Raw genomic sequence first — 21132 nt, forward strand, 5'->3', positions numbered from 1 at the left:
CGCGGCCCGGGACACCGGCTCGCCGGCCAGTTGCTCGGGAGCCGCGTAGGCCGGCGTGCAGCCAGCACCGTCCACCAGCACGGTGCGATCGCCGCCGATCACCATCTCTTGCCCACTGTCTGAGGCCCCCTTGGCGGCGGTCAGACCGAAATCGGTGACCTTGACCCGACCATCCGTGGTCAGCATGACATTGGCCGGCTTGACATCCTTGTGCACCAGATTCCGCCCATGGGCGTAGGCCAGGCCCCAGGCGAACTGAATGGCGATGTCCAGCTTGGTCCCCAGCGCGTCCACCCGGCCCGCTTGAATCATCTCCTGAAGACTGCCGCCGTCCACGAATTCGGCAAAGGCCCGCGGAACGCCGCCCAGGCTGCGCACATAGTAGCAGGAGACGATGTGCGGATGCAGTCCCAGCTCGGACCAGGTCTCGGCCTCGCCGGTAAAAATTTCAGCACCGTGGGCCTCGAGGGCCTCGGGGTTGGGCGTCTTGACCGCCAGATCCATGTCCCAGCCCAGGTGGCGCACCTTGTACACCGTCCCGAAGGCACCCTGGCCAAGCACCGCGTCGACCCGGTAGGTATCCAGGATAAGGTCGCCCGGCCGCCAGACCAGTGGCACGGTCGCTTCCCCAGCGGCTTCCGCCGGTTCTGGAGAGACCGCATGCAAGCGCGTCGCCTCGGGATCGTTTTCTTCGATCGAAGGTGATTTGGGTTCCGGCGCAGCGGCCGGTTGCAAACCCGCCAAACGCGTCGCCTCCGGATCAGACACCTTTAGCGGGGTCGCCGAGGAAAGCTGTGTTGCTTCCGTTGGGGGGGCTGATGGCGCCAGCCGCGTGGATTCCGGATCCGCCGTGTCCTGGACCGGCTGCACGCCCGGCCCCAAGGCGATAAGCCGGCATGGGATATCCACCACAAAGGTTGTCCGGCACGCCGGGCAGCGGCCCTGGCGCCCCCGGTACGAGGCCGAGACCGCCTTTATTTTTTGTCCGCACCCGGGACAGTTGATGGGAATCGGTTCTTCAGCCTTCATTGGTTCTCCATTTTTTCAATTTCTACAACAATAACGGTAATATTGTCTCGGCCACCGGCCTCCAGCGCGGCGTTTAGAAGCGTTTTGCAAATATTTTTCGGTTTCTGCCGCAAGGAGAGAATCCCCGTAATTTTCTCGTCATCGATCATGCCGTGCAAGCCGTCGGAGCAAAACAAGAGAATATCGGCGGGATTAAGTGCGATGGCGGAGATATGGGGAAGCGGCTCCTGATCCATTCCCACCGCCTGGGTCAGCCGCCCCGCCGCCGGGTGCCCGATCAGTTGATTGGCGGCAATCTCTCCCAGATCCAAAAGCATCTGCACCACGGTGTGATCCTTCGTCAGGCGTTGCAGGATGCCGTCCCGAAGCCGGTAGCAACGGCTGTCACCCATGTGCCCGAGGACGAGCATGCCATCGGCGAGCAATCCGCAAATCGCCGTGGCGGCCATCCCTGCGGCACCCGGCATCTGGCGGGTCTGGGCGAGAACTTGATAGCTCAATGCCGCCAGGGATTCTTCCATGGCCCTCTTTTGGGCAATGACGTCCGTATCCCGACTGATCCGTGGATCCAGCAGCAGAGGAAGGGTTTCCACAACAATGCGCGACGCAATCTCGCCGGCGGCGTGTCCGCCGACGCCGTCACTGACGACGAAAAGCATGTGGCCTGATGTCAGCGAGCAAACCTGCCAGGCATCCTCGTTGTGTTCCCGAAGGTGTCCGGGATCGGTGAGGCCGGCATATCGCATCATAGGGCGCCTTGAACTTCCCGCTGAAAGTCCGCGATGCAAGAAAAACCGATGGTTGGCTTGTCCACCAGGGCCCGATCGATGACCGCCGCCAGTTTTGGCGGGATGGCTGGATTGCGCTGGCGGATCGGCACTGGATCGCTTTGCAGGATCGCCAGCCAGATATCCTTGCCGGGAGGAAAATTCCGGGGGAAGGCACCGGTGAGAACATTGTAAAAAGTCGCCGCAATGGCCCAGACGTCCACCTCGGGCCGGGTGTTGAGATAATCAATCACCTGCTGGCGGGGCATGAAGGGCGGCGAACCGGCAATCTGGCCGGTCATGGTGAGGCCCGAAAGCCCGGCCTGATCGAACGCCTTGGCCAGGCCGAGGTCGGCGATCTTGACGGTCGGCTTGCCGTTCACGGTGTGCAGAAAGAGGTTGGCGGGCTTCAAGTCCCGATGCACCAATCCCGTTCCGCGCCCATATCGACCATCGGCCAGTTTGACATTGGGAATCGGCGCCGTGTGCAGGTATTTCAGCCCTTCCAGGGCTTGAAGCATCAGGTCGACACCTTCATCGAGGGCGAGCCGGCCGCCTTTTTTTTTGGAGAAGATCCTGCAGGGAGCCGGCATTGCAGACCTCCATGGTCAGATAGAAAACATTGTCGGCAAATCCGGATTCGAACGATTGCACGATATGCGGGTGACGCAGGGCCTTGGCATTGTCCATCTCCCGGCAAAAACGCGCCACGGCGTCCTTGTTCGCCGCCATTTGGGGAAGCATGACCTTGAGCGCCACCTGTTTGCCCGTGGCTTCCTGCTGGGCCAGGTACACGGCGCCCATGCCCCCCGGCCGAGGGTTTTAAGGATTTTATAGCCCTTGATGTTTTGGACATCGGGTGCTCCCAAGCGGGCCTTTTCAAGAATTTGCGCCACAAGGGCCATGATGTCCGGCGCGCCTGCCCGCCCCGGGATGGGCCCGGCCGCTTTTACCGTTGCGGGTTTGGGCGCGGCCGCACCCCCCTTTTTTGGGTAGGCCGGTTTTCGTTTGGCCGCCTCAGCCCGTTCCTTTTTTTGTTTTTCAGCGGCCAAACGACGGTTGCGTTCAGCAATTTCCTTGACCCGGCAGGCGCCACAGACATACGGGTTGTCCGCGGTGCAACATTGAGATCTCTCTTTCTCTGGTATTTCCTTGCCGCAACGCCGGCAAACCTCAGGGGCGTCGATAGCCACGGAAAATTGGATGTTGGCCATCCGGATGGTGTCGCCGTTGGCAAGATCACATTGCGGCGATACGGCTTTGGGATCTCCCGCCGCCTGTGAGGGGCCGCGGCTGCCAATGCGTTTGCCGTTGAGATAGGTTCCGTTGAGACTGCCAAAATCGCGAATCCGCGCCAGAGGCGGACATATTTCGATCATGCAGTGATGGCGGGAAATTTCCATGCTTTCCTCGGACTTGGGAATCGTGATGAGGCATTCATGGGAACGCCCAACCAAAAAAGTGGTTCGGGTTTGAAAGGAATAGATTTTGCCCTTCAATGGGCCCTCGATGCAGGTAAACGTGACGATGGCCGGCATGCTATGCTCCGCTATTGGGTTGTATCATCAGGGAACGTGCCTTGCCTTAAGGCAAGGTTTGATGGATTATATCGTGTTGATTGATAGATAGTATTCGGTTGATAAGGGCAAAACCTGAGTCAATGGGGCACTGATTTGTGAACGCTGATTTGGATACGACGGGGCGTTTCACTGATCCGGCCATATCGAAAAGGCAGTTCGACACGGATCAACGAGAGAGGAATATACCGTTATTGTTGTGTTTTTCGGAGACTCAAACAAAAAGAGGGAGTGAAGGCTCCCTCGGTGGGTTAAAACGACATTCTTCCTTCCCCCAATCTTACACGCCTTGATAGAGGAAGAACGCGCACATGTATATAAGCGCCAATTTGTCGCTTATCATGATCCACATGCGGTTTACATGTACTTGTCCTTGAGCGTCTTCAGACGAGTGAGATAACGCTCCCGGTAGGCAAGATCCTTCTGGTTGGCAATGTCGTAAAAAAGGTAGTCGATATAAGGTCTCAGATCAATACCGTACGGGTTGAATTTCTCGTCGTTGGCCCGGTCGACGATCAGGATTGCATAGTAGTTGATCAGCATGCGCGTTTTGGATTCCCGGCGCAGCAGATAACTGCGTCCGCCCAGCGTGTTGAGAAAATACCCGGCATAGTCGTACAGCCGCTCAATGGACAAAGGCGCCGCATCGCCGGGCAGGGGCTTGCCGCATTCGACCCCATGGGCATAGAAAACCGACAACGCGGCTTCGATGACCCGCCGCTCCGAGACCAGCACATCCTTGGCCAGGAGCAGGCGCTCCTTACCAAGGACACGGTAAAAATGGGTCACGTTCTTCACCAGGCGGAACATCTCGGTCATCTCGCCGACATTGACCGGCGGATCGGCCATCAGAAGGGATACGCACGTATGGAAGAAACCGGCGCTGCCACCGTCGAGGTTATGCGAAGCCAAATAGGGTCGGCTGTCCAGGTAGGTGAAAAACGCCTTCACCTGGCCATCGATGCTGGCGCAGTCGACAGGCTGGCCGACATTCGCCAACCCGGGCGTCGCCGTGCCGAAGACCGCCGGTAAATTCTCGTCCCCCGGTCGCGCCGTTTGGCGCTCGGCTTCGATCTGGGCCCGCAATTGGGCCAGCTCGCTTTCTAACTGATGGACCACTTCAAGGCATTCGGCCTCGGCTTTTTGCTGACCCAGGGCCATCTGGTCCTGATGCCAGCGGTTGAATTTCATGTAGCCGAACATCCCGGCCGCAACCAGGATAGCAGCAATCACGACCGTCACCAGAATCTTTTTGATCACCTTCATCTCATCCATCTCCTTGATCGTAACGAGGGGGGGAAACGATGACCGACAGCATCTGACGAAAGCGGCAGGCGGATTGACCGTCCAGAACTGCCACGGCGCCTGAAAGGCCGTCTGCGCTTCACCGAGACGCGCCATGAATCGCTCCGGTTGGATCCGCGCCAGATCGGCAGCGCGCATCACCGCCACCAAATGCCGACCACCGACGGCCCGGCGCCCCACATGGGTCAGCAGCATGCTCAGGGTCATGAGTGCATGCAGGCGGTCAGCATCCATCGCCACCGCCGTACTGATGTCGCGGCATAAGAACTCATAGCAAACCGGGGGACGTCCGGCAAGCAGCTGACAGCCGCTGGCCGACAGCCAGCCCTGCACCGGGTCGAAGGTCGCCGCCGGTGAAAACAGCGCCGCAACACGCGACAAGAAGGGGCTCTGCCGGGTCTCCTCACAAAAATCGACCCGGCAACAAATGCGGCGACAATGGGAGCAGAAAGGCCGGCACCACTTTTCGGTGACCTGCCGCACCGCTTGCTCAAACCGTCCGTATCCCTCGACCAGCACGTTCAGATCCGCCATCAAGTATCCTTATGCATGTCGGCTGGCCAATTGTTTCAGCCGCGTGAGCACCTCCCAGGAGAAGCGTTCGCTCTGGCAGGGAAAAATCGCGTTGTTGGTGAAAATCGGATCCGCCGCCAGGTCATAGCGCGAGGCGGCCACGGCCGCCGGCCACATGGCCGTGTGGGGGATGGGAGTGTAATGGGCGATCACCGGTGTCACGCCGGCGGCCTTGACCACGGCGATGGAGGTCTCGACGGCGGCGATATCCTGGTCCGGCAGACCGGCCAGCAGGTAGGCGCCCACCTGGTCGGCGGGGAAGCCGGCCGCCCGCAGATAGCCCACGGCCCGCAGGAATTCCGCTTCGGTCACCTTGCGGTCCATGGCCTGGCGCCCTTCAAAAGCGGTGGTCTCCAGCCCCAAACGGATCGTGTGAAAGCCCGCGCGCCGCATCAATTCGGCCACCGGCCGGGTGATGTTGCGGATATGCAGGGCATTGGGCGTATGAAAACGCACCGTGATACCCGCCGCCAGCACCCCGTCCAGGATCGGGACAATATGATTTTCGGCATCCACCAGCAGGGCATCGTCGTAAAAGGCGAAATCCGTCACGCCATGGGATCGGTGCCAATGGATGATCTCGTCCACCACCGCAGCCGGGCTGCGGCGCAAACAGTTAGGCTGCAAATGGTGGGAAGCGCAGTAGGCGCACTGGAACGGGCAGCCGCGGGATGTCAAAAGGGGGACGTGGGCCAGGTGGTGGGCCAAATCCAGGGCGGGTCGTGGCAGCGTATCCAGATCCGCCGGGTCATGATGGGGCGTGGGCGACCAACCGGTCAATCGGGCCGCCAGCGGCAAAATGGCCCCCTCCCCCGGTCCGCTGAGCACATGATCGGCACCGCAATGCCGCTCGGCATGCTCGCTGCACAAGGTGGCGTAAATGCCGCCCAAGACCAGGGGTACATGGGGAAGGACCGTCTTGATCGCCTGGATGGTTTCGCGTACCCCCGGATACCAATACGTCATCAGGGAGGTGACCAGCACCAGATCCGGCGTGGGCATGGTGGTCAGGTCGTGCCGCAACCATTCAGGGGAAATGCCGTAACGGCAGTAGTTGCGGGGGATATCCGCCAAACCCGCCGGTTTGGGGATGATCGTCTTCAAATAGGGACCGCGACCGCAACGCTGGCCGGGAATGGGTGGTTTTGTTTGCAGGGGGTGGAATCGATCCAGGCAGTCGATGAATGAAACCCGCGCCCCGTGATCGCGCAGGATCCCCCCCAGGGTGAACAACCCCAGCGGCGCGGCCCAAAAATCGTAGGCGGCGAAGTCATGAATCCAGGGATTGACCAGGAGGATGTGGGGGACGCTGGATCGAGGCATCGGCGGGTTGGCGACGGCAGGTCCGAGGTCAGATCGCATCCGGGAAATAGGTCATCGAAATCTTTTTCAGCTCACGCTTGCTGAACAGGAGCTGATACGTCTCGACACCGGCCTTTTTGGCCATGATTCGGGCCGTGGCGCGGCAGTCCGCCTCGCTCTTGCCGTGGATCATGGTGTAGAGGTTGTAGGGCCAGTCCTCGGCCGGATCGCGGCGGTAGCAGTGGGAAACGGCACGAAAGGATGACATGATCTTGCCCACGGCTTCGATACGCGCTTCGGGAACCTGCCAGGCGGTCATGGCGTTGGCCTGATAACCGGATTTCTGATGGCGCAGGGTGGCGCCAAAACGGCGGATCACCCCCCGATCGGTCAGGTCCCGGAGCACCGCGATAAAGGTTTCCTCGGCGATTCCCAAGGAACCGGCCAGTACTTGGTAGGGCCGCTCAACGATGGGGATGTCCCCCTGGATGGCGGCGATTACCCGCTTTTCAAGATCAGTCAGCATCAATGGTGTCACCGGCAGCCGGCACTATTCGTGCTCGGGGAAAAGTTCATGGATCTCGGCCTGGCTGGCCCCGCAGATGCCCCGTTCGGTGATGAAACCGGTCACCAACCGGGCCGGGGTTACATCGAAGGCAAAATCAGCCGCCGGACTATTTTCGGGCGGCACCAGCACCCGGACCAGATTCCCGTCATACAGCCCCTGGATGTAGCGCACCTCATCCGGGTTGCGCTCCTCGATGGGGATTTCCCTCACCCCGTCGCGCATGGTCCAGTCGAAGGTGGACGACGGCAGGGCCACGTAAAAGGGGATGCCGTTGTCCCGGGCGGCCAGGGCCTTGAGGTAGGTGCCGATCTTGTTGGCCACGTCACCGGTGTGGGTTGAACGATCCGTGCCCACGATCACCAGGTCCACCCGGCCATGCTGCATGAGGTGGCCGCCGGCGTTGTCGGTGATCACGGTGTGGGGCACCCCGTGTTTGCCCAGCTCCCAGGCGGTCAACCGTGCGCCCTGATTGAGGGGCCGGGTTTCATCGACCCAGACATGCACCTTCACGCCGCGGTTGAAGGCTTCGTAAATCGGTGCCGTGGCCGTGCCGTATTCGATGCAGGCCAGCCAGCCGGCATTGCAGTGGGTCAGGATATTGACCGTCCCACCGCCCCGCTGGCGGCTGATCGCCTCAATCAGGGCGGCGCCGTGGACGCCAATCAAACGGCAGTTTTCGGCCTCCTCCTCGGCGATGGCGGAGGCTTCATCCCGGGCAATGGCAATCAGCGATTCTCCGGGTCCGGCGGACATGACGCGATCCAGCACCCGATCGACCCCCCAAGCCAGGTTCACCGCCGTGGGACGCGCCGCCCTGAGACGCACGCATTCCTCCTGAACCGACACCAGGACATCGGCCGCATCCCGGGCCTGGGCAGCGGCGATCATCACCCCGTAGGCACCGGTCACGCCGATGAGTGGCGCGCCGCGCACGAACATCTCGCGGATGGCATGAATCACCTGATCCACAGTCTTCAAATCCGCCACCACGAAACGGTGGGGAAGCTGCCGCTGATCGATCACCTTGACGGAAACACCGTCTTCATCCAGCCAGATCGGACGAATCGGTTTGCCATCGACATTCATTGTTCAGTCCCTTTTTATCGCACGGTTATCATGGGGATAGGCTATGGCGTGTGCTTAGCACAAATCCCGAGCATTGAAAAGAATCCCCGTGCATGCTTCGCCCCGATGACCACCGAATCTATAGCGGATGGCTGCGGTCAGAATCCGGCCTTGAGCAGGGTGTTGATTTCTTCCGGATAAGCCATGCAAACCGTCTCGTTGAAAAGGTTGCGCAGGGCGCGACGTCGGGCGTGCCCAGAGCCTGGCTGAAAAAGGTCCGCGGTGAGAAGAGCAAATGGAAACGGGAATGACGGTCTTCTGCCGTACCGGTGAAAAAGTTCATATTGAAGCTGTAAATACCCATTTTGTCGTATTCGGCCATGACATGGGCAAGGCCGGTGGCCAGAGCCATCAGATCCGCTTCGGTCAGGTCCAGGGTACTACGGGTGCCCTCGACCACCGCCAGGACATCGCCGGCAACGCCCATGGGGGCATAGGCTGTCATCCAGTGGCTACGTCCGATTTGTTTCAGATAACGCTCGCCATGGGTTTTCTCGAAAGCCACCAGGTCATCCCAGTAGCAAGTGCCGTGTTGCTCGAGATAAGTTTTCGCCGCATCCAATTCCAGGCGCATCAGATAGGGTGCCGATGAGGAGGAAAACACTTGCAGGTGGGGATGAATCAGCGAACTGCCCGACGGCGGCATGTAGTTCCAGTTGACGATGGGATAGACGGCTTCGGGATGCCCGGTTGCAGCCACCCGCCGAAAGAAATCCAGGACGAATCCGAATGCCTCGGCCATCAGGAGGGTGTGAATTCGGTCATGGGAATGTAGTGCCGCGCACCGAAGATGGCCACCGCGCCGATGCTGTCATAGGGTGCCATGTTCGGGAAAATCACCATGTCGCCCTTGCACATGCGCCCTTCGGCGATCAGCTCCGCTGGAAATTGCGGCGTTAGCTGATGGACCTTCGCACCACAAAATGGACACCAGGCATCGGTGCCCGAGACGAGAGCATCAAAATCGGGTTTCTCCCAGGCCAATTTCATGAAGTGGCAGATCCGAGCCGTTCGCCCGGTGAGTGGGTCGATGCGGATTTCGCTGGGAATCCGTTGCAGTGCCGGTTCCTTATTGGGTACCAGCATGATCGTCTCTTTTTTAATGGCTTCGAAATTCATGTGGACTCCTTGATTGACAATGGGTGAAGGGATCCGGGCGACCAGTAGAAACGTCAATCGCCTGTCGAAGGGCAGGTGGCATTGTACGGACAACGATCGGAACGAGATAAAAAAAGGGGGCTGGCCGATTCGCCACCCCCCTCAATTTGACTTGTACCGGGCCTAATGCTTAAACAACAGTAACATTGGCAGCGGCCGGACCTTTCGGCCCCTGAACGATCTCAAAGGTAACGCGATCGCCTTCGTTGAGTGTGCGGAACCCGTTTGCATTGATCCCCGTGTGGTGAACAAATACATCCGGCCCATTTTCCTGCTCAATGAAGCCGTAGCCTTTACTGCTGTTAAACCATTTTACTACGCCGTTAACCATGCTGGCACCCTCCTTTCGAAAAATTTCTCTTGCTTCATCCATAAAGGGTGCCACTGGGCGAACATGACCACCACCTTCATAACGAAACCGGCTCGCCAAACTGAAACGAACCTTCGATTAGATCAAATAATAGCATGGCAAAATGGGAAATCAAGAAAATTGTTAATGGGATGTAATAATTTATATGCAATCAAATCGAGAAACATGTGGCCTGACCAAAACATCCGGCATTCCACGGTTGGGGGCAATGTGAACCAGTCGGCAGGATGGTGGTCGACAAAATCGACGACGTATGGGATGGGTTGCAGACCGGACGGATATCCTTTAGGATGGATTGTCCACCTCACCTCATTATTTGTGAACAAATAGGGAAATAAAAATGCCAAGTTTACGCGCCACCCTTTGCCGTCTGATCACAAAATATGGAATTTCGCCGAAATTGAACAAGATAGATTCCATTGATGAAACCAGAAAAAAGATGGAAAAAATCGCAAAATTCGCGAAACTGCCACCTGGCACGCAGGTTGAAAAGATAACGATCGATGGGATGGCCGCTGAATGGATTGCTGCAAATACAGTTCGAGAAGACATCGTCATCTTGTACCTGCATGGCGGTGGCTACAACGTATGCTCGCCGAATACACATCGTGAATTCGCAGCCCACATTTCCAAAGCAAGTGGTGCAAAGGTGCTGCTTATCGATTATCGCCTCGCTCCGGAACACCCTTTCCCAGCCGCTTTGCAGGACGCTACGGCTGCCTATCGTTGGCTGCTGAATCAAGGACTAAAGGGAAAGCGTATTGCCATCGCCGGAGATTCCGCAGGCGGTGGATTAACGTTGACCACAGCAATTTCGATACGCGATGCAGGCATTCCCTTACCTTCATCAATCGCATGTATTTCTCCGTGGACAGATTTGATGTTTACAGGTAACTCAATCAAAACCAATTCAAAAATCGATCCTTTGGTAACTGCTCGAGGCGGAAAGATCATGGCGGAAAACTATATCGGTGATCATGATCCCCGGAATCCGTTAATATCACCGCTGTATGCTGAGATGAGCGGTCTTCCGCCGATCCTGATTCATGTTGGCACGGACGAAATGTTATTGGATGATTCAAAACGCATTGCAAAAAAGGCCGAAGATGCGGGCGTCAATGTGACGTTAAAGATTTATGATAAATTGTGGCATGTATTTCATCTGAATGTGAATGCCATGCCTGAGGCAAAGACGGCAGTCGCTGAGTTCGGCGCTTTCATTGCTGAGCATTTTGAATAGACTCTGACCGTTCAATATCGTCGAATCAAAGTGGGAATATGCGCCAGCCAGCAAGATGACCATCCGGTAATCTAAAGGTCATGTTCCCGTAAGGTCGGGCTGCTAATTCATCATCAACAAACGGATTCGCTGCTGACCTTACCATGGAACCAGAGCGTCCGACCCCATAACAGATCACCCATTCTACCTTCCTCCTCATCGGGCCGCCATTTGGTGGCCCGATGTCTTTGGGGGCTCAGAGCAATCGAAAAAGGCAGAGCCCCGTTAGAGGCCCTGCCCGTATCACCGCCATTTCAGCGGTCTTTCATTTTCCGCCTATTTGTCGAAGCTCTGCCGTTAACCGTGCCCTCAAAGTTTGCAGGTGGCACCGGCGATGCATCGATTGACAAAGTATCCCAACGTGATGAGCGTCAGTGTCAGTCCGATCATGGGGCACCTTCCTTTCAGTTAGCCCGCCACATCGATCCCCGGGTCGCAACCCAGATGCGGGTCCTTGTTTTCGCACTCGAAGTTTCTTTCGCGGGTGTCAACGTGTCCTTCATTCCGGTCGTCAAAGTAGTCCTGCGTTCTATTATCGGCCATGGTATCACCTCAATGGTTGATTGTTTCGTTGATTGAGCGGTTTGTGTTGCTTGGTGAAAAGATATGACATACCACGGCGTGACACAATGTGAGCCGTTTGGCTGGTAGGTGGTAGGTGGATACTACCATATGCAAATCACAGATCTGTAGAGTCGATATCGTATGCGTAGTCAATTGTTGAAGAAAACGGCAGAACACATACCTTCAAAAATTTACGGGCACAATCGCCGATTTTCCACAAAAAAAGGGAGCCAGCGGATGATCGCCAACTCCCTGATCTTTCTTATGGTGCCGGAGCTCGGAATCGAACCGAGACGGAGTCGCCCCCGGTGGATTTTGAGTCCACTGCGTCTACCAATTTCACCACTCCGGCATGGGTTCGGTTTATAAGGAAAACCCGTGAGGATGTCAATCAATTTACGCTAAGTCTGACGCAATAGATGGTAAATTGTGGCCATGGGCACCGCACCTTCGCGGACGATCCGTATCGGCCAGACCGTCAGATCCACAACCGTGGAACCCGGCCCGCCGGAGAGGCCCCCGGCGTCGAGTGTCAAATCGACCTGGCGGGATATCTCCGGCGCGATCTCTGCCGCGCTGGCAGCTGCCGCCTGGCCGGAAATATTGGCGCTGGTTCCCGTAATCGGTCCACCGAAACCGACTGTCAGGGCCTTGGCCACCGGATGCCGTGGCAGTCGAACGCCAATCTTTCCCGTTCCACCGGTCAAGACCGGCGGGACGACTTCGGCGGCCTCGAAAATCAAGGTGAGCCCACCGGGCCATAGGGTCAGCAACGGTCGGGCATAATCGGGGACCCGACGAACGACACGATCCATCTCCCCGGTGCTGGAAAGCAACACCAGCATCGGTTTGTCCGCAGGCCGACGCTTGATGGCAAACACCCGGTGGACCGCCCGTTCACTCAATGCATCGGCTCCGAGGCCATACAGCCCGGATGTGGGAAAGGTGATCACCCCCCCTGTTTCAACAAGGTGACGGCCGACCGGATCGCCACAGGATCGGGGGTTACCGGATCGACCCGGAGCCAATTACCGGTATCCCCTGAGCGCATCAGCCTTCTTCTCAACCTCTGCGGCCATCTCCTGCTTGAAGGCGACCAGTTCGGCGGTTAGGCCTTCGTCTGCCGCAGCCAGGATCTGAACGGCCAGAATCGCGGCGTTCTTGGCGCCGGATTTACCGATCGACACCGTTGCCACGGGAATTCCAGGAGGCATCTGGACCGTTGCCAGTAGCGCATCGAGCCCTTGCAGGCAGGAAGAATCGATCGGCACACCGATGACCGGCAGGGTGGTGTGCGCCGCGAGCACACCGGCCAGGTGGGCGGCATGGCCGGCACCGGCAATCATCACCTTGAGCCCCCGTTCCCGGGCCGTGGTCGCATACGTGGCGGCCCGTTGCGGACTGCGATGGGCCGATGCGACGGTCATCTCGATGGGAATGCCGAATTTCTTGAAAATACCCAGTGCGCCCTCCATCACCTTGAGGTCCGAATCGCTGCCCATGACGATCCCCACACGGGGCCGCGTCTGCATCCGCACCAGGGCTTTTCGCCCGATGTCCTTTCGGTAGTGGACGCCCTCCCAGGTGATCTTGGCCACTGCCTGGTAGGCCTTCTGAATGGCCAGCGCCACCGTCTCTCCAAGAGCGGTCACACCCAGGACGCGGCCGCCGTTGGTAAGGATTTTCTTGTCCATCAGCTGCGTGCCGGCATGGAAGACCACCACATCGCGCATGCGGTTGGCGTTGTCGATCCCGCTGATCTCGATCCCTTTCTTATATTTCTCCGGATAGCCGCCGGCAGCCATGACCACACAGACCGCGGCCCGGGGATCAATCGTCAACTGGCAGGTGTCGAGACACCCATCGATAACGGCTTCCATCAACGGGACAATATCGTTCTGCAGGCGCATCAAAAGCGGCTGTGCCTCCGGATCACCGAAGCGGCCGTTGAATTCGAGGACCTTGATCGTGTCCCGCTGGATCATCAGACCGGCATACAATACACCTTTATATGGACAGCCCTCGGCGGCCATGCCCTTGACCATGGGAATCATGACGTCGTTCATGATCCGATCATGGAGGTATTGATCGACCACCGGTGCCGGCGAGTAGGCACCCATCCCGCCGGTATTGAGCCCCTTGTCGTCATCGAAAACCGGTTTGTGGTCCTGGGAGGAGGGTAGCGGCAAAACGGTTTTTCCATCGGTAAAGGCCAAAAAGGAGGCCTCTTCCCCAACCAGGCACTCCTCCACCACCACCTGGGTACCGGCCTCGCCAAACTGGCGTTCAACCATGATCTGCTTCAGGGCGTCCAGGGCCATCTTCTCCGTACTACAGACAATCACCCTTTTCCGGCGGCCAGGCCATCGGCCTTGACGACGAGGGGGGCGCCGATTTTCTTGACATACGCCTCAGCCTGGGCAAAACGGGTAAAGGTTTCTCCCTTGGCGGTGGGAATGCCGTATTTCTGCATGATTGCCTTGGCAAAAGACTTGCTGGACTCGATACGCGCGGCCTTCTGGCTGGCGCCGAAAATCCGCAGCCCGGCGGCCTCGAACTGATCGACGATGCCGCCCGCCAGCGGATCCTCGGGGCCGACCACGGTAAGATCGATCTTGTTGTCGCGGGCAAACGCCAACAGTTTGTCGATTTCGGCGGCGCCAATCGGAACACATTCGGCCAGGCGGGCAATGCCGGCATTTCCCGGTGCACAGTAAATTTTCTTCGCCCGGGAACTTTGGGCAATTTTCCAAACCAGGGCATGCTCCCTGCCGCCGCCACCGATAACCAACACATTCATATGCCATCTCCCTCTTGTGATGTAGCCGGCGGGTCCGCCGCCAGGCATTGGATGAAAAACGGGCTATCCCCGGGTCGTTCGGCGACGCCGGGCACGGATTCCCAGTTCGATGAGCCGGTCAAGCAATTGGCTGAAGGTCATTCCGGCGGCTTTGGCCGATTGCGGAAAAAGACTGGTGGCCGTCATTCCGGGGATCGTGTTCGTCTCCAGGATATAATACGCCCCGTCCTTTAAAATCATGTCCGTGCGGCTGTAGCTTGGCAAAAAAGCGCCTTGTGTGCCGTCAGGGCACAGGTCTGGGCCTTTTGGGTCAGTTCGACATCCAACCGCGCCGGGCAGATCTCCTGGCTGGCGCCGGGTTCGTATTTTGCCGTATAGTCAAAAAACTCATGATCTTTCCCGGGAATGATTTCGATCAGCGGCAAGGCTTCCAGATCGTCGTTACCCATCACGCCGCAGGTGATCTCCGTTCCCTGGATGTAGGCTTCGATCAAAACGGTGGGACCATAATCCAGGGCTTTTTCCACGGCGGTCGCCAGGTCCTTGGCGTCACGCACAATGGACATGCCGACACTGGAACCGGTTTCCACCGGTTTGACCACCAGCGGCAGACCGAGCTGATCGACGAGGGCGACCATGTCGGAATCCTCTCCCCGGCGAATCACGGCATAGGGCGGTACGGTTAACCCGGCGAGTGCATAGAGTTGTTTGGAAAGCAGTTTGTTCATGGCCACGGCGCTACCCAGAACACCCGTGCCTGGTAAGGGATATCGAGTAAATCCAGAAGCCCCTGAATCGTTCCATCCTCGCCATAGGGACCGTGAAGGATAATCAATGCGCAGTCGATCTTATTGGCATCGGCCACCAGACGGGGGATGTCCGTCGCCGGATCGTAGGTTTGGATCGCATATTTTTCCTTGTCCAAGGCATCATGGACCTGTCTGCCGCTGTTCAGCGAAACGTCCCGCTCCGATGATATGCCACCGTAGATCAGGGCAATATTTTTTTTTTGCATGGTTGGATTATCCTTTCATGGCGATCGTCTCATAACAATTGGCGGCGGGGCGTTTGCGGGCCTTGACCCTTCAGGCCTTTTTGATGGCGTCCGTTCAGAAACAGGCAAAGTTTGTCAAAATCAAGGCACGTGGTAAATTTAACCGAAGGCATCGGGTTGATATTTCTGTAGTTAAATTTGCCATGCAGCTCCGGTAGCGGGCCAAATGGTTATTTCTGGAGCAGGAATCTTCTCGTGTGAACACAACAGAAACGAAGGGCGGCGGATCAGAGATTCAACAACCGACGCTTGGCCTGATTGAACTCTTCCACGGTGATAAGATCTTTTTCAAGCAAGCGGGCCAATTCCGCCAACTGAGAGACCTCCTGGTTGCTGGAGGATTCCGGGTCTTCAAGAAGCGGCAGATCAACCACCGCATCATGGCCAATAGCCGGCAGTTGAGATGGCTGCCCCAGCTTGACCGTGGCCATGCCCCCCAATAGGCTTACCTCGACGGATCGCCCATTAAACATGGGATTGCGCAACATTTCGCGCAGTGATTTTCCTTCCGCACGCATCCGTCGAATCAACAGGAATACGGAAAGGCCGGCCACCACAATCCCCCCAAAACAATCCAGAGCATGTAGTTGACAACACCCCGGAAAAAGAGAACCAGAATCGCTATGCCGGCAATCAGCAGCAGATGCAACGCGAGAATCAGGTAAGCGAGCATGACGCTTTTTACCAGGCCGTCGCCTTCTTTCCGTTTACCAAACATGCTTACACCTGCTTATGCCTCATCCTTCTCGATACGCTCGACCACATCGGCATAGTAGCGCTGAGGGATATCAAGGGCCGCGTTCGCGCCTCGTATGGAATTGAGTTTCATGATCAGAAAGTTGAGTTTTTTAATGGTCCGGTGCTTCTTGCCCGTATCGGTCATTCCGGTCAGCAGTTCTTCGGTCGTTTTGATCTCTTTACGCAGTTGGACCTCCGGTGGCAAACAATCCGCGTTTTTAAGAATCTTGTGGGCCAGCCGCAAGTCCTCGGGAATGTGCGGATCATGTTCCAACTGAAGCGGCTGACCGCTGCCGGGAAGGTCTTCGAAAGCGCCCTCATCCTGGGCCTTTTTTATTCTAGACTCGATGATTTTCTCAAAACCGGGAAACATGGCGTCACTTTTGTGGGATGTCAAATCTGTCCATTCGTCCCCATGCCGGCGGACAACCGACAGGACTATATTATACCGGCAAGGCGGATTTCAAGGGTTAAAATTAGGACAAAACCGACAGGAAATGCAACCGTTCAACCGGTTAGGCCGCAAACAGGCGATCACTGAGGCCATCCAAATACTGAAGGGTTTTTTCGAGTATCTGCTGCAGGATATCTGGATGTAAAGAAAGAACGGACTGGCTGTTGTCATGGATTTCCGGTGGTGCGTAGCCGGCGCTGCCCGCAAGCCCTGCCCGGGATACCAAAACGTCCGCTTGATGGACAATATGGGCCAGCTGATGATCACCGGTGGTCCCGGGTTGATGATGGTTCCGGATAGCGAAAGCGATCGGTCGGGGAATATCCCAGTTTTCACAAAGCACTGCGGCAATCATGGCGTGGTCGAACCCCAGGATGTCGCGTTCGGCATCCCGGACACATTTTTGCGGATACGTTTCCATGTACCGGTCGAAGAGGACCTTGCGTTCACGGATATAAGGGTCGAGAATGATCTTGCCCACATCATGCAACAACCCCGCCATATAGCACTCTCAGCGGAATCCGACATCATGGCCGAGGAGATTTCGCTGGCCATCACCGCCACGGCAATGGCGTGCCGCCACAGATCTCCGGATTTCAGCTTGTACCCGTCCATGGACGAGCCCATAACACTTCCCGCGCTGACCGCCGTAATCAATTCAGCCAGCCGCCGGTACCCAGCATGGAGGCAGCGTGCTGAATGGTCGAAACCTTTCCGCGAAATCCGTAATAGGCGGAGTTGGATACTTTCAGGACATCGGCCACCATGGCCGGATCGGTTTCGATCACTTTGGCCACTTGCGCCGGACTGGTCGTCGGCAGCCGCAACATCTTCTGAACCTTCAACATCACTTCCGGCATGGCCGGCAGGGCATCGGTACTCGAAACGATCTTGCGAATCAGTTTCCGGCCGGACAGGAACATCGGTTCGATCGAATCCTCGGGCATTGAAACGGACGGGGGCCTGAACGGTCCCGACGGCGCGGCAATCGTCCCGTTGGCGGCGCTACGATAACGCGTTAACGCGCGGTTGGCCGTATCCAGCGCGCCACCAGTTTTTCGATAATGCGATCTTTAAATTTTTCGCGGATCGTTGCTGGCAAGCTTTCGAACATCGGCCGATCGAGCTTGAGGGTAATCACCGGTTCCTGGGCGACAACATGGGCCGTACGCCGCGTATCGGTCAGAAAAGCCATTTCGCCTAAAATCTCTCCGGCCCTGAGGATGGCGATCACCGTATCACCGGACTCTTCGGTAACGGCAACGGTACCACTGAGAATAATTAACAGACTTTGGTCACTACTGCCCTTCCGAATTAGCATTTCGCCCTTATCATAGACTTGAAAATGAGCGTCTTCGGAAGCAACCTGCTGTTTTTCCGCCGGGGTAAACGGATTGAAAAAATTGAGCCGGTTGATGATCGACAGTTTTTCGGCAAGCGAGCTACCCATTGATTAGTGTCCTTGGCAACACAGCCGGCAGTCAATGATAGTCGTATCTTGTTCAGCACCACGGACCGATTATGAACGCGTACAAAAAACAATAAATACGGGTTTGACGATGGCAGCCGACAATCCATCGGGCCGCTGAACTGTTGACATGCATCCTCCAGCGTCGGGAACTCTCCGTACAATCGTGTTATCGTCCAGTTATCTTATTTCATAAACACTTGGTGCATGAAAAACGTCGATGGCATTGATCCATCGGCAAACCGGCACTCGACATGCGCCGATAGCAGCGGTAGGATAATATCCGTATGGAATCTAAAGGGGCAGGAAGATGAAACCGGCACATTGAACTAAAGGTCGTTGCCGCTTCATCCGATATAGAAACTATTGCATTGAACCCCAACGTCCGGACCTTTGGGAAAACCAAACAATCCGGATACAAAAGGAGGTGGATATGGACCAACTGTTGGGAAACAGACGCAGGCGCCGTTTTCATGCAAAGGATCTGACCCTTTCCATCAATGGAAAGAGCTACCGGATCTTCAATATCAACGAATACGGCGTTGGTTTTTTGATCGATGCCCCGGATGAAATCGAACTGGGTACTCCGATCGCGCCCATGACGGTCAACGGCCATATCCCCATTAAAGTGGCTGGCATTCCCAAACATATTTCTCAGTTCATCGACCCTGAGAATCGACTCTTTTTCCAACCGGGTTGGGTTTGCGGAACAGAATTCGCCACCCAACACGATCTTGAGGGCGGCAAACTGCTGGCAGAGTTCATCAGCGAAAATATCAACCGGGAAAATACCGAAGAGTCGGAATCATAGGGGCTGGCTGCATTCCCCCACCCGCCCTATTCTCCACCACCCAGCCCGCTTTATCAAGGATTCTCAAAATGGATGACAAGCCTCCTTGTAAGCGGGCTGGGTGCCGTATCAGGATCGTTGTGTGGTGGCAAACGCCGCTGCGACCTGCCCCACGATCTGGTCAACCCAGACACACTCCCGCTCGTTGAAGGCATTGTCGTTGGAGCGCCCCACAAAACACAGCCCGATGGATTGTTTTTGGACAACAATGGGCGCCATATAGACAAAATGAAACGGCATTTGTCCGAAAGGGCAAAAGGGCAAGCCCAGGCCGGATTCCCCGCGTTGCCAGTCGTCCGCTGCCTGCGTCTTCAGGCAGCGGACGATGGCTGATTCGATGTTATCCATGGAAACCATGAAGGCTTGTGCATTTCTCGGCAGCATGTTGCCGACATGAAAACGCCCTTGCAGTTGCTGTTTGTCCTTACTCAAAAAGGCCAGGAAGATCTCGCTTTCGGGCAGACAACGAAACAGGGCTTCCTGGGCGAGCATCAGCACCGGATTGAGCTCTCCGCCGCGTTTGCGGCACAGAGCCAATTCCGTGAGAAAATGGCCGATCAACGCATCAGGCGTCTCCGTAGCGGCCGCTGTCTCCAATGAAGAACCGAAATCCAGATGCGTGACAACCTTCATGGGATTGGCCTTTCCCCATGCCAGGAGGTTCAGCATGATTTCAATATCCTCGATCCCAAGATTGAAAAAGTGCTTAATGTTGCCGTCGCTTTCGAAGGTTTGGCGAATCATCTCCAAAATGGAAAAAGTGGGACAATCAAGAAGCTTACGGACCCTTTTTTCAACGGCGTGAAGGGCATCTTTTCCGCCGGGTTGATCCCCGAAGAACATCGCTGCCAGGCTTGCCGACACTTCCACCAGAAGCGTCAAGGGTTCTCGCGAGATCCTGCCCCGGTTGATAATGCGCTCGACATCATCGGGCAAGTGATACATGGACAGGACAGCATCACAAATATCATCATAATGCACCTGAAAAGCCTCGAAGCAGGCCTGGTTGAGGGGCAACTCTTTTTCATTGACACGAGATTCCATTTCAACAAACTGCTGGGGAAACGTATTGGCCAGGCTCAGTATCGGCAACCGGTAGAGCAATCCGGCAAGAAAAATTTCCTCCGGCGCGGCATGGCTGTAGGCCTTGGCCAAGGCCATGGCCAAGGTTCCTGAAAAATAGGAAATCGCGTACAGTTTTAACAGACTTTGCGATTGCAGGCTGGCCATGGTATTCCTGAAAAGGCCAAGCCCCAGGGAGAGCAGATACACCTTATCGAACCCCAGGTAGGTCACCGCCGCCGATATGGTCTTGATGGGAAAACGGGGTGCGTAATAGGAAGAGTTGACCGTGGCCAGGAGGTTGCTTGCCAGTCCGCAATCCCGCATGATGACGGCCGCCAGCTCGGGTGCGCTGGATTCGCTGTTTTTTGCTAAACGTGAAATCTCGAGGACCGTCTCATTGAGGGCCGGCAGGTTACCCTTGGCGCGCATCTCCTCCAACAATTTTTGTAGCGGCGAATCCGAATTCATGAGGCTGCTGACCCTCCAAAAAAATATGGGTATAGACGCCACGGAAGACCATTGCAGGCGATCCACCTTTCGAGGGAATCACGGCTTCCGGCTTACGACTAGTTATCGGCCAGCGACGGACAAACATAAAGCCCCCAGGGTCAGGAAAAACAACGACGAGATCGGGACACATTTTACCTTGTCCATTTCACAACATTGTCTGGCGGCGGTACAGGGCTTCTGCTTGAGCTTGTAACCAGATGATTTCATTAATATAGAATGGTCGTCGGGTTGCAAAATTTCTACCGTTTGCGATCCCTATATGCGCCCGGATTCCATGTTTTGCAGCGTGGCTGGCAAATCCACCACTTTTGACTCGTACTTCGATCTTGCAGATCACCTTTGATCCACAAAGCATCTTGTGGATCATAAGTTACGTTTCATGATCCACAAACATCTTTGAAGATCATCAAGGCAAAGTGTCTTTTAATCTACAAGCCCCCAATAAAAAACCCATTGATTGTGACATCAATGGGTTAAGTATTGTCTGGTGGCGATGCAGGGATTTGAACCCCGGACGCTGCGGATATGAGCCGCATGCTCTGACCAACTGAGCTACATCGCCAATAATGTTGGGTG

At 56.5% G+C, this 21132-nt stretch carries 25 protein-coding genes, 2 tRNA genes and 3 pseudogenes; 2 read left to right on the plus strand and 28 right to left on the minus strand.

The window, feature by feature from the left end; all coding sequences use genetic code 11:
• The 12 genes and pseudogenes from JCM12296_RS04350 to JCM12296_RS04400 all read right to left on the minus strand — a co-directional run.
• On the minus strand, positions 1-1029 hold a 1029-nt coding region (locus JCM12296_RS04350), incomplete at its 3' end, for a serine/threonine-protein kinase (protein ID WP_157067370.1).
• Positions 1026-1778 carry a PP2C family protein-serine/threonine phosphatase gene (locus tag JCM12296_RS04355; protein WP_083455820.1) on the minus strand — a complete coding sequence of 251 codons (753 nt, stop codon included), beginning with the start codon at positions 1776-1778 and terminating at the stop codon, positions 1026-1028. The genes JCM12296_RS04355 and JCM12296_RS04350, both read right to left, overlap by 4 nt.
• Positions 1775-2389: a protein kinase domain-containing protein gene (locus tag JCM12296_RS04360; protein WP_054690336.1), complete on the minus strand. Its 615-nt coding sequence runs from the start codon at positions 2387-2389 to the stop codon at positions 1775-1777. Before JCM12296_RS04360 ends, JCM12296_RS04355 begins: the two co-directional genes overlap by 4 nt.
• The gene (locus JCM12296_RS50140) at positions 2331-2600 is read right to left on the minus strand and encodes a protein kinase domain-containing protein (RefSeq protein WP_083455821.1); all 270 of its coding nucleotides are present in this window, start codon (positions 2598-2600) and stop codon (positions 2331-2333) included. The genes JCM12296_RS04360 and JCM12296_RS50140 overlap by 59 nt, the downstream gene beginning before the upstream one ends.
• A 500-nt stretch (positions 2601-3100) precedes the next feature.
• A pseudogene (locus JCM12296_RS50145) lies at positions 3101-3334 on the minus strand (FHA domain-containing protein); the annotation flags it as partial.
• Between the two features lie 396 nt (positions 3335-3730).
• On the minus strand, positions 3731-5212 hold the full coding sequence (locus tag JCM12296_RS04370) for a hypothetical protein (protein ID WP_054690342.1): 1482 nt from the start codon (positions 5210-5212) through the stop codon (positions 3731-3733).
• A gap of 9 nt (positions 5213-5221) precedes the next feature.
• Positions 5222-6613 carry a B12-binding domain-containing radical SAM protein gene (locus tag JCM12296_RS04375; protein ID WP_246803978.1) on the minus strand — a complete coding sequence of 464 codons (1392 nt, stop codon included), beginning with the start codon at positions 6611-6613 and terminating at the stop codon, positions 5222-5224.
• Positions 6603-7079: a siroheme decarboxylase subunit beta gene (gene ahbB, locus JCM12296_RS04380; protein ID WP_054690348.1), complete on the minus strand. Its 477-nt coding sequence runs from the start codon at positions 7077-7079 to the stop codon at positions 6603-6605. The genes JCM12296_RS04375 and ahbB overlap by 11 nt, the downstream gene beginning before the upstream one ends.
• 24 nt (positions 7080-7103) lie before the next feature.
• Positions 7104-8207: an S-methyl-5-thioribose-1-phosphate isomerase gene (mtnA, locus tag JCM12296_RS04385; protein ID WP_054690352.1), complete on the minus strand. Its 1104-nt coding sequence runs from the start codon at positions 8205-8207 to the stop codon at positions 7104-7106.
• 118 nt (positions 8208-8325) lie between these two features.
• Entirely contained in the window at positions 8326-8988 is a 663-nt protein-coding gene (locus JCM12296_RS04390; protein ID WP_054690355.1) for a hypothetical protein, read from the minus strand.
• Positions 8988-9365, minus strand: coding sequence for a hypothetical protein (locus JCM12296_RS04395; RefSeq protein ID WP_054690358.1), 378 nt, complete (start codon positions 9363-9365; stop codon positions 8988-8990). The genes JCM12296_RS04390 and JCM12296_RS04395 overlap by 1 nt, the downstream gene beginning before the upstream one ends.
• A gap of 169 nt (positions 9366-9534) precedes the next feature.
• Complete coding sequence (locus JCM12296_RS04400; RefSeq protein WP_054690361.1) at positions 9535-9735, minus strand: cold-shock protein; 201 nt, start codon at positions 9733-9735, stop codon at positions 9535-9537.
• A 379-nt stretch (positions 9736-10114) separates the two neighbouring features.
• Here JCM12296_RS04400 and JCM12296_RS04405 point away from each other — a divergent pair, with 379 nt between their 5' ends.
• The gene (locus JCM12296_RS04405; RefSeq protein WP_157067371.1) at positions 10115-11014 is read left to right on the plus strand and encodes an alpha/beta hydrolase; all 900 of its coding nucleotides are present in this window, start codon (positions 10115-10117) and stop codon (positions 11012-11014) included.
• Between the two features lie 447 nt (positions 11015-11461).
• On the opposite strand, the gene JCM12296_RS47040 is transcribed toward JCM12296_RS04405, so the two are convergent.
• The 13 genes and pseudogenes from JCM12296_RS47040 to JCM12296_RS04455 form a co-directional block, all read right to left on the minus strand.
• Positions 11462-11596: a hypothetical protein gene (locus tag JCM12296_RS47040; protein ID WP_281491925.1), complete on the minus strand. Its 135-nt coding sequence runs from the start codon at positions 11594-11596 to the stop codon at positions 11462-11464.
• A gap of 286 nt (positions 11597-11882) precedes the next feature.
• Positions 11883-11969: transfer RNA gene (locus JCM12296_RS04410), tRNA-Leu, on the minus strand.
• 49 nt (positions 11970-12018) lie between these two features.
• Positions 12019-12570, minus strand: a complete 552-nt coding sequence (locus JCM12296_RS04415) for an L-threonylcarbamoyladenylate synthase (RefSeq protein ID WP_054690366.1) — start codon at positions 12568-12570, stop codon at positions 12019-12021.
• 75 nt (positions 12571-12645) lie between these two features.
• Positions 12646-13149: a 5-(carboxyamino)imidazole ribonucleotide mutase gene (gene purE / locus JCM12296_RS50150; protein ID WP_422698550.1), complete on the minus strand. Its 504-nt coding sequence runs from the start codon at positions 13147-13149 to the stop codon at positions 12646-12648.
• A 66-nt stretch (positions 13150-13215) separates the two neighbouring features.
• Positions 13216-14465: pseudogene (gene purD, locus JCM12296_RS50155) on the minus strand (phosphoribosylamine--glycine ligase); the annotation flags it as partial.
• Between the two features lie 15 nt (positions 14466-14480).
• A pseudogene (locus JCM12296_RS48875) lies at positions 14481-15145 on the minus strand (D-alanine--D-alanine ligase family protein).
• A complete protein-coding gene (locus JCM12296_RS48880; RefSeq protein WP_306303959.1) occupies positions 15142-15432 on the minus strand; it encodes a D-alanine--D-alanine ligase in 291 nt (96 codons plus the stop codon). Before JCM12296_RS48880 ends, JCM12296_RS48875 begins: the two are co-directional and overlap by 4 nt.
• Before the next feature lie 266 nt (positions 15433-15698).
• Positions 15699-16025, minus strand: a complete 327-nt coding sequence (locus JCM12296_RS04430) for an SHOCT domain-containing protein (protein WP_157067372.1) — start codon at positions 16023-16025, stop codon at positions 15699-15701.
• Positions 15998-16189 carry a hypothetical protein gene (locus JCM12296_RS04435; RefSeq protein ID WP_054690371.1) on the minus strand — a complete coding sequence of 64 codons (192 nt, stop codon included), beginning with the start codon at positions 16187-16189 and terminating at the stop codon, positions 15998-16000. The genes JCM12296_RS04430 and JCM12296_RS04435 overlap by 28 nt, the downstream gene beginning before the upstream one ends.
• A 12-nt stretch (positions 16190-16201) precedes the next feature.
• The gene (locus JCM12296_RS04440) at positions 16202-16606 is read right to left on the minus strand and encodes a DnaJ family domain-containing protein (RefSeq protein WP_246803979.1); all 405 of its coding nucleotides are present in this window, start codon (positions 16604-16606) and stop codon (positions 16202-16204) included.
• Between the two features lie 118 nt (positions 16607-16724).
• A complete protein-coding gene (locus JCM12296_RS04445) occupies positions 16725-17165 on the minus strand; it encodes an HDOD domain-containing protein (protein WP_083455823.1) in 441 nt (146 codons plus the stop codon).
• Between the two features lie 151 nt (positions 17166-17316).
• Positions 17317-17610 (minus strand): HDOD domain-containing protein, encoded by a 294-nt coding sequence (locus JCM12296_RS04450; protein ID WP_054690377.1) that lies wholly within the window; start codon positions 17608-17610, stop codon positions 17317-17319.
• Between the two features lie 71 nt (positions 17611-17681).
• Complete coding sequence (locus JCM12296_RS04455; RefSeq protein WP_054690380.1) at positions 17682-18113, minus strand: cyclic nucleotide-binding domain-containing protein; 432 nt, start codon at positions 18111-18113, stop codon at positions 17682-17684.
• Positions 18114-18564: 451 nt separating this feature from the next.
• On the opposite strand from JCM12296_RS04455, the gene JCM12296_RS04460 reads away from it, so the two are divergent.
• Positions 18565-18942: a hypothetical protein gene (locus JCM12296_RS04460; RefSeq protein ID WP_054690385.1), complete on the plus strand. Its 378-nt coding sequence runs from the start codon at positions 18565-18567 to the stop codon at positions 18940-18942.
• A gap of 108 nt (positions 18943-19050) precedes the next feature.
• On the opposite strand, the gene JCM12296_RS04465 is transcribed toward JCM12296_RS04460, so the two are convergent.
• The 3 genes from JCM12296_RS04465 to JCM12296_RS04470 all read right to left on the minus strand — a co-directional run bounded on the left by JCM12296_RS04465 (position 19051) and on the right by JCM12296_RS04470 (position 21118).
• Positions 19051-20514 carry an HDOD domain-containing protein gene (locus JCM12296_RS04465; RefSeq protein WP_054690388.1) on the minus strand — a complete coding sequence of 488 codons (1464 nt, stop codon included), beginning with the start codon at positions 20512-20514 and terminating at the stop codon, positions 19051-19053.
• Between the two features lie 187 nt (positions 20515-20701).
• Positions 20702-20923, minus strand: a complete 222-nt coding sequence (locus JCM12296_RS37845) for a hypothetical protein (RefSeq protein ID WP_157067373.1) — start codon at positions 20921-20923, stop codon at positions 20702-20704.
• A gap of 118 nt (positions 20924-21041) precedes the next feature.
• A tRNA-Met gene (locus JCM12296_RS04470) sits at positions 21042-21118 on the minus strand.
• Between the last annotated feature and the right edge of the window lie 14 nt (positions 21119-21132).

This window comes from Desulfosarcina cetonica JCM 12296 (genome assembly GCF_001311845.1).
Lineage (GTDB): Bacteria > Desulfobacterota > Desulfobacteria > Desulfobacterales > Desulfosarcinaceae > Desulfosarcina > Desulfosarcina cetonica.

Bases quoted from the DNA above. Each gene is read 5' to 3' on its own strand.
- JCM12296_RS04355 (WP_083455820.1), bottom strand. From the start codon at position 1,778: ATGATGCGATATGCCGGCCTCACCGATCCCGGACACCTTCGGGAACAC.
- JCM12296_RS04360 (WP_054690336.1), bottom strand. From the start codon at position 2,389: ATGCCGGCTCCCTGCAGGATCTTCTCCAAAAAAAAAGGCGGCCGGCTC.
- JCM12296_RS50140 (WP_083455821.1), bottom strand. From the start codon at position 2,600: ATGGGCGCCGTGTACCTGGCCCAGCAGGAAGCCACGGGCAAACAGGTG.
- JCM12296_RS04370 (WP_054690342.1), bottom strand. From the start codon at position 5,212: ATGGCGGATCTGAACGTGCTGGTCGAGGGATACGGACGGTTTGAGCAA.
- JCM12296_RS04375 (WP_246803978.1), bottom strand. From the start codon at position 6,613: ATGCGATCTGACCTCGGACCTGCCGTCGCCAACCCGCCGATGCCTCGA.
- ahbB (WP_054690348.1), bottom strand. From the start codon at position 7,079: ATGCTGACTGATCTTGAAAAGCGGGTAATCGCCGCCATCCAGGGGGAC.
- mtnA (WP_054690352.1), bottom strand. From the start codon at position 8,207: ATGAATGTCGATGGCAAACCGATTCGTCCGATCTGGCTGGATGAAGAC.
- JCM12296_RS04390 (WP_054690355.1), bottom strand. From the start codon at position 8,988: ATGGCCGAGGCATTCGGATTCGTCCTGGATTTCTTTCGGCGGGTGGCT.
- JCM12296_RS04395 (WP_054690358.1), bottom strand. From the start codon at position 9,365: ATGAATTTCGAAGCCATTAAAAAAGAGACGATCATGCTGGTACCCAAT.
- JCM12296_RS04400 (WP_054690361.1), bottom strand. From the start codon at position 9,735: ATGGTTAACGGCGTAGTAAAATGGTTTAACAGCAGTAAAGGCTACGGC.
- JCM12296_RS04405 (WP_157067371.1), top strand. From the start codon at position 10,115: ATGCCAAGTTTACGCGCCACCCTTTGCCGTCTGATCACAAAATATGGA.
- JCM12296_RS47040 (WP_281491925.1), bottom strand. From the start codon at position 11,596: ATGGCCGATAATAGAACGCAGGACTACTTTGACGACCGGAATGAAGGA.
- purE (WP_422698550.1), bottom strand. From the start codon at position 13,149: ATGCAGACGCGGCCCCGTGTGGGGATCGTCATGGGCAGCGATTCGGAC.
- JCM12296_RS48880 (WP_306303959.1), bottom strand. From the start codon at position 15,432: ATGCAAAAAAAAAATATTGCCCTGATCTACGGTGGCATATCATCGGAG.
- JCM12296_RS04435 (WP_054690371.1), bottom strand. From the start codon at position 16,189: ATGTTTGGTAAACGGAAAGAAGGCGACGGCCTGGTAAAAAGCGTCATG.
- JCM12296_RS04445 (WP_083455823.1), bottom strand. From the start codon at position 17,165: ATGGCGGGGTTGTTGCATGATGTGGGCAAGATCATTCTCGACCCTTAT.
- JCM12296_RS04450 (WP_054690377.1), bottom strand. From the start codon at position 17,610: ATGCCCGAGGATTCGATCGAACCGATGTTCCTGTCCGGCCGGAAACTG.
- JCM12296_RS04455 (WP_054690380.1), bottom strand. From the start codon at position 18,113: ATGGGTAGCTCGCTTGCCGAAAAACTGTCGATCATCAACCGGCTCAAT.
- JCM12296_RS04460 (WP_054690385.1), top strand. From the start codon at position 18,565: ATGGACCAACTGTTGGGAAACAGACGCAGGCGCCGTTTTCATGCAAAG.
- JCM12296_RS04465 (WP_054690388.1), bottom strand. From the start codon at position 20,514: ATGAATTCGGATTCGCCGCTACAAAAATTGTTGGAGGAGATGCGCGCC.
- JCM12296_RS37845 (WP_157067373.1), bottom strand. From the start codon at position 20,923: ATGATCCACAAGATGCTTTGTGGATCAAAGGTGATCTGCAAGATCGAA.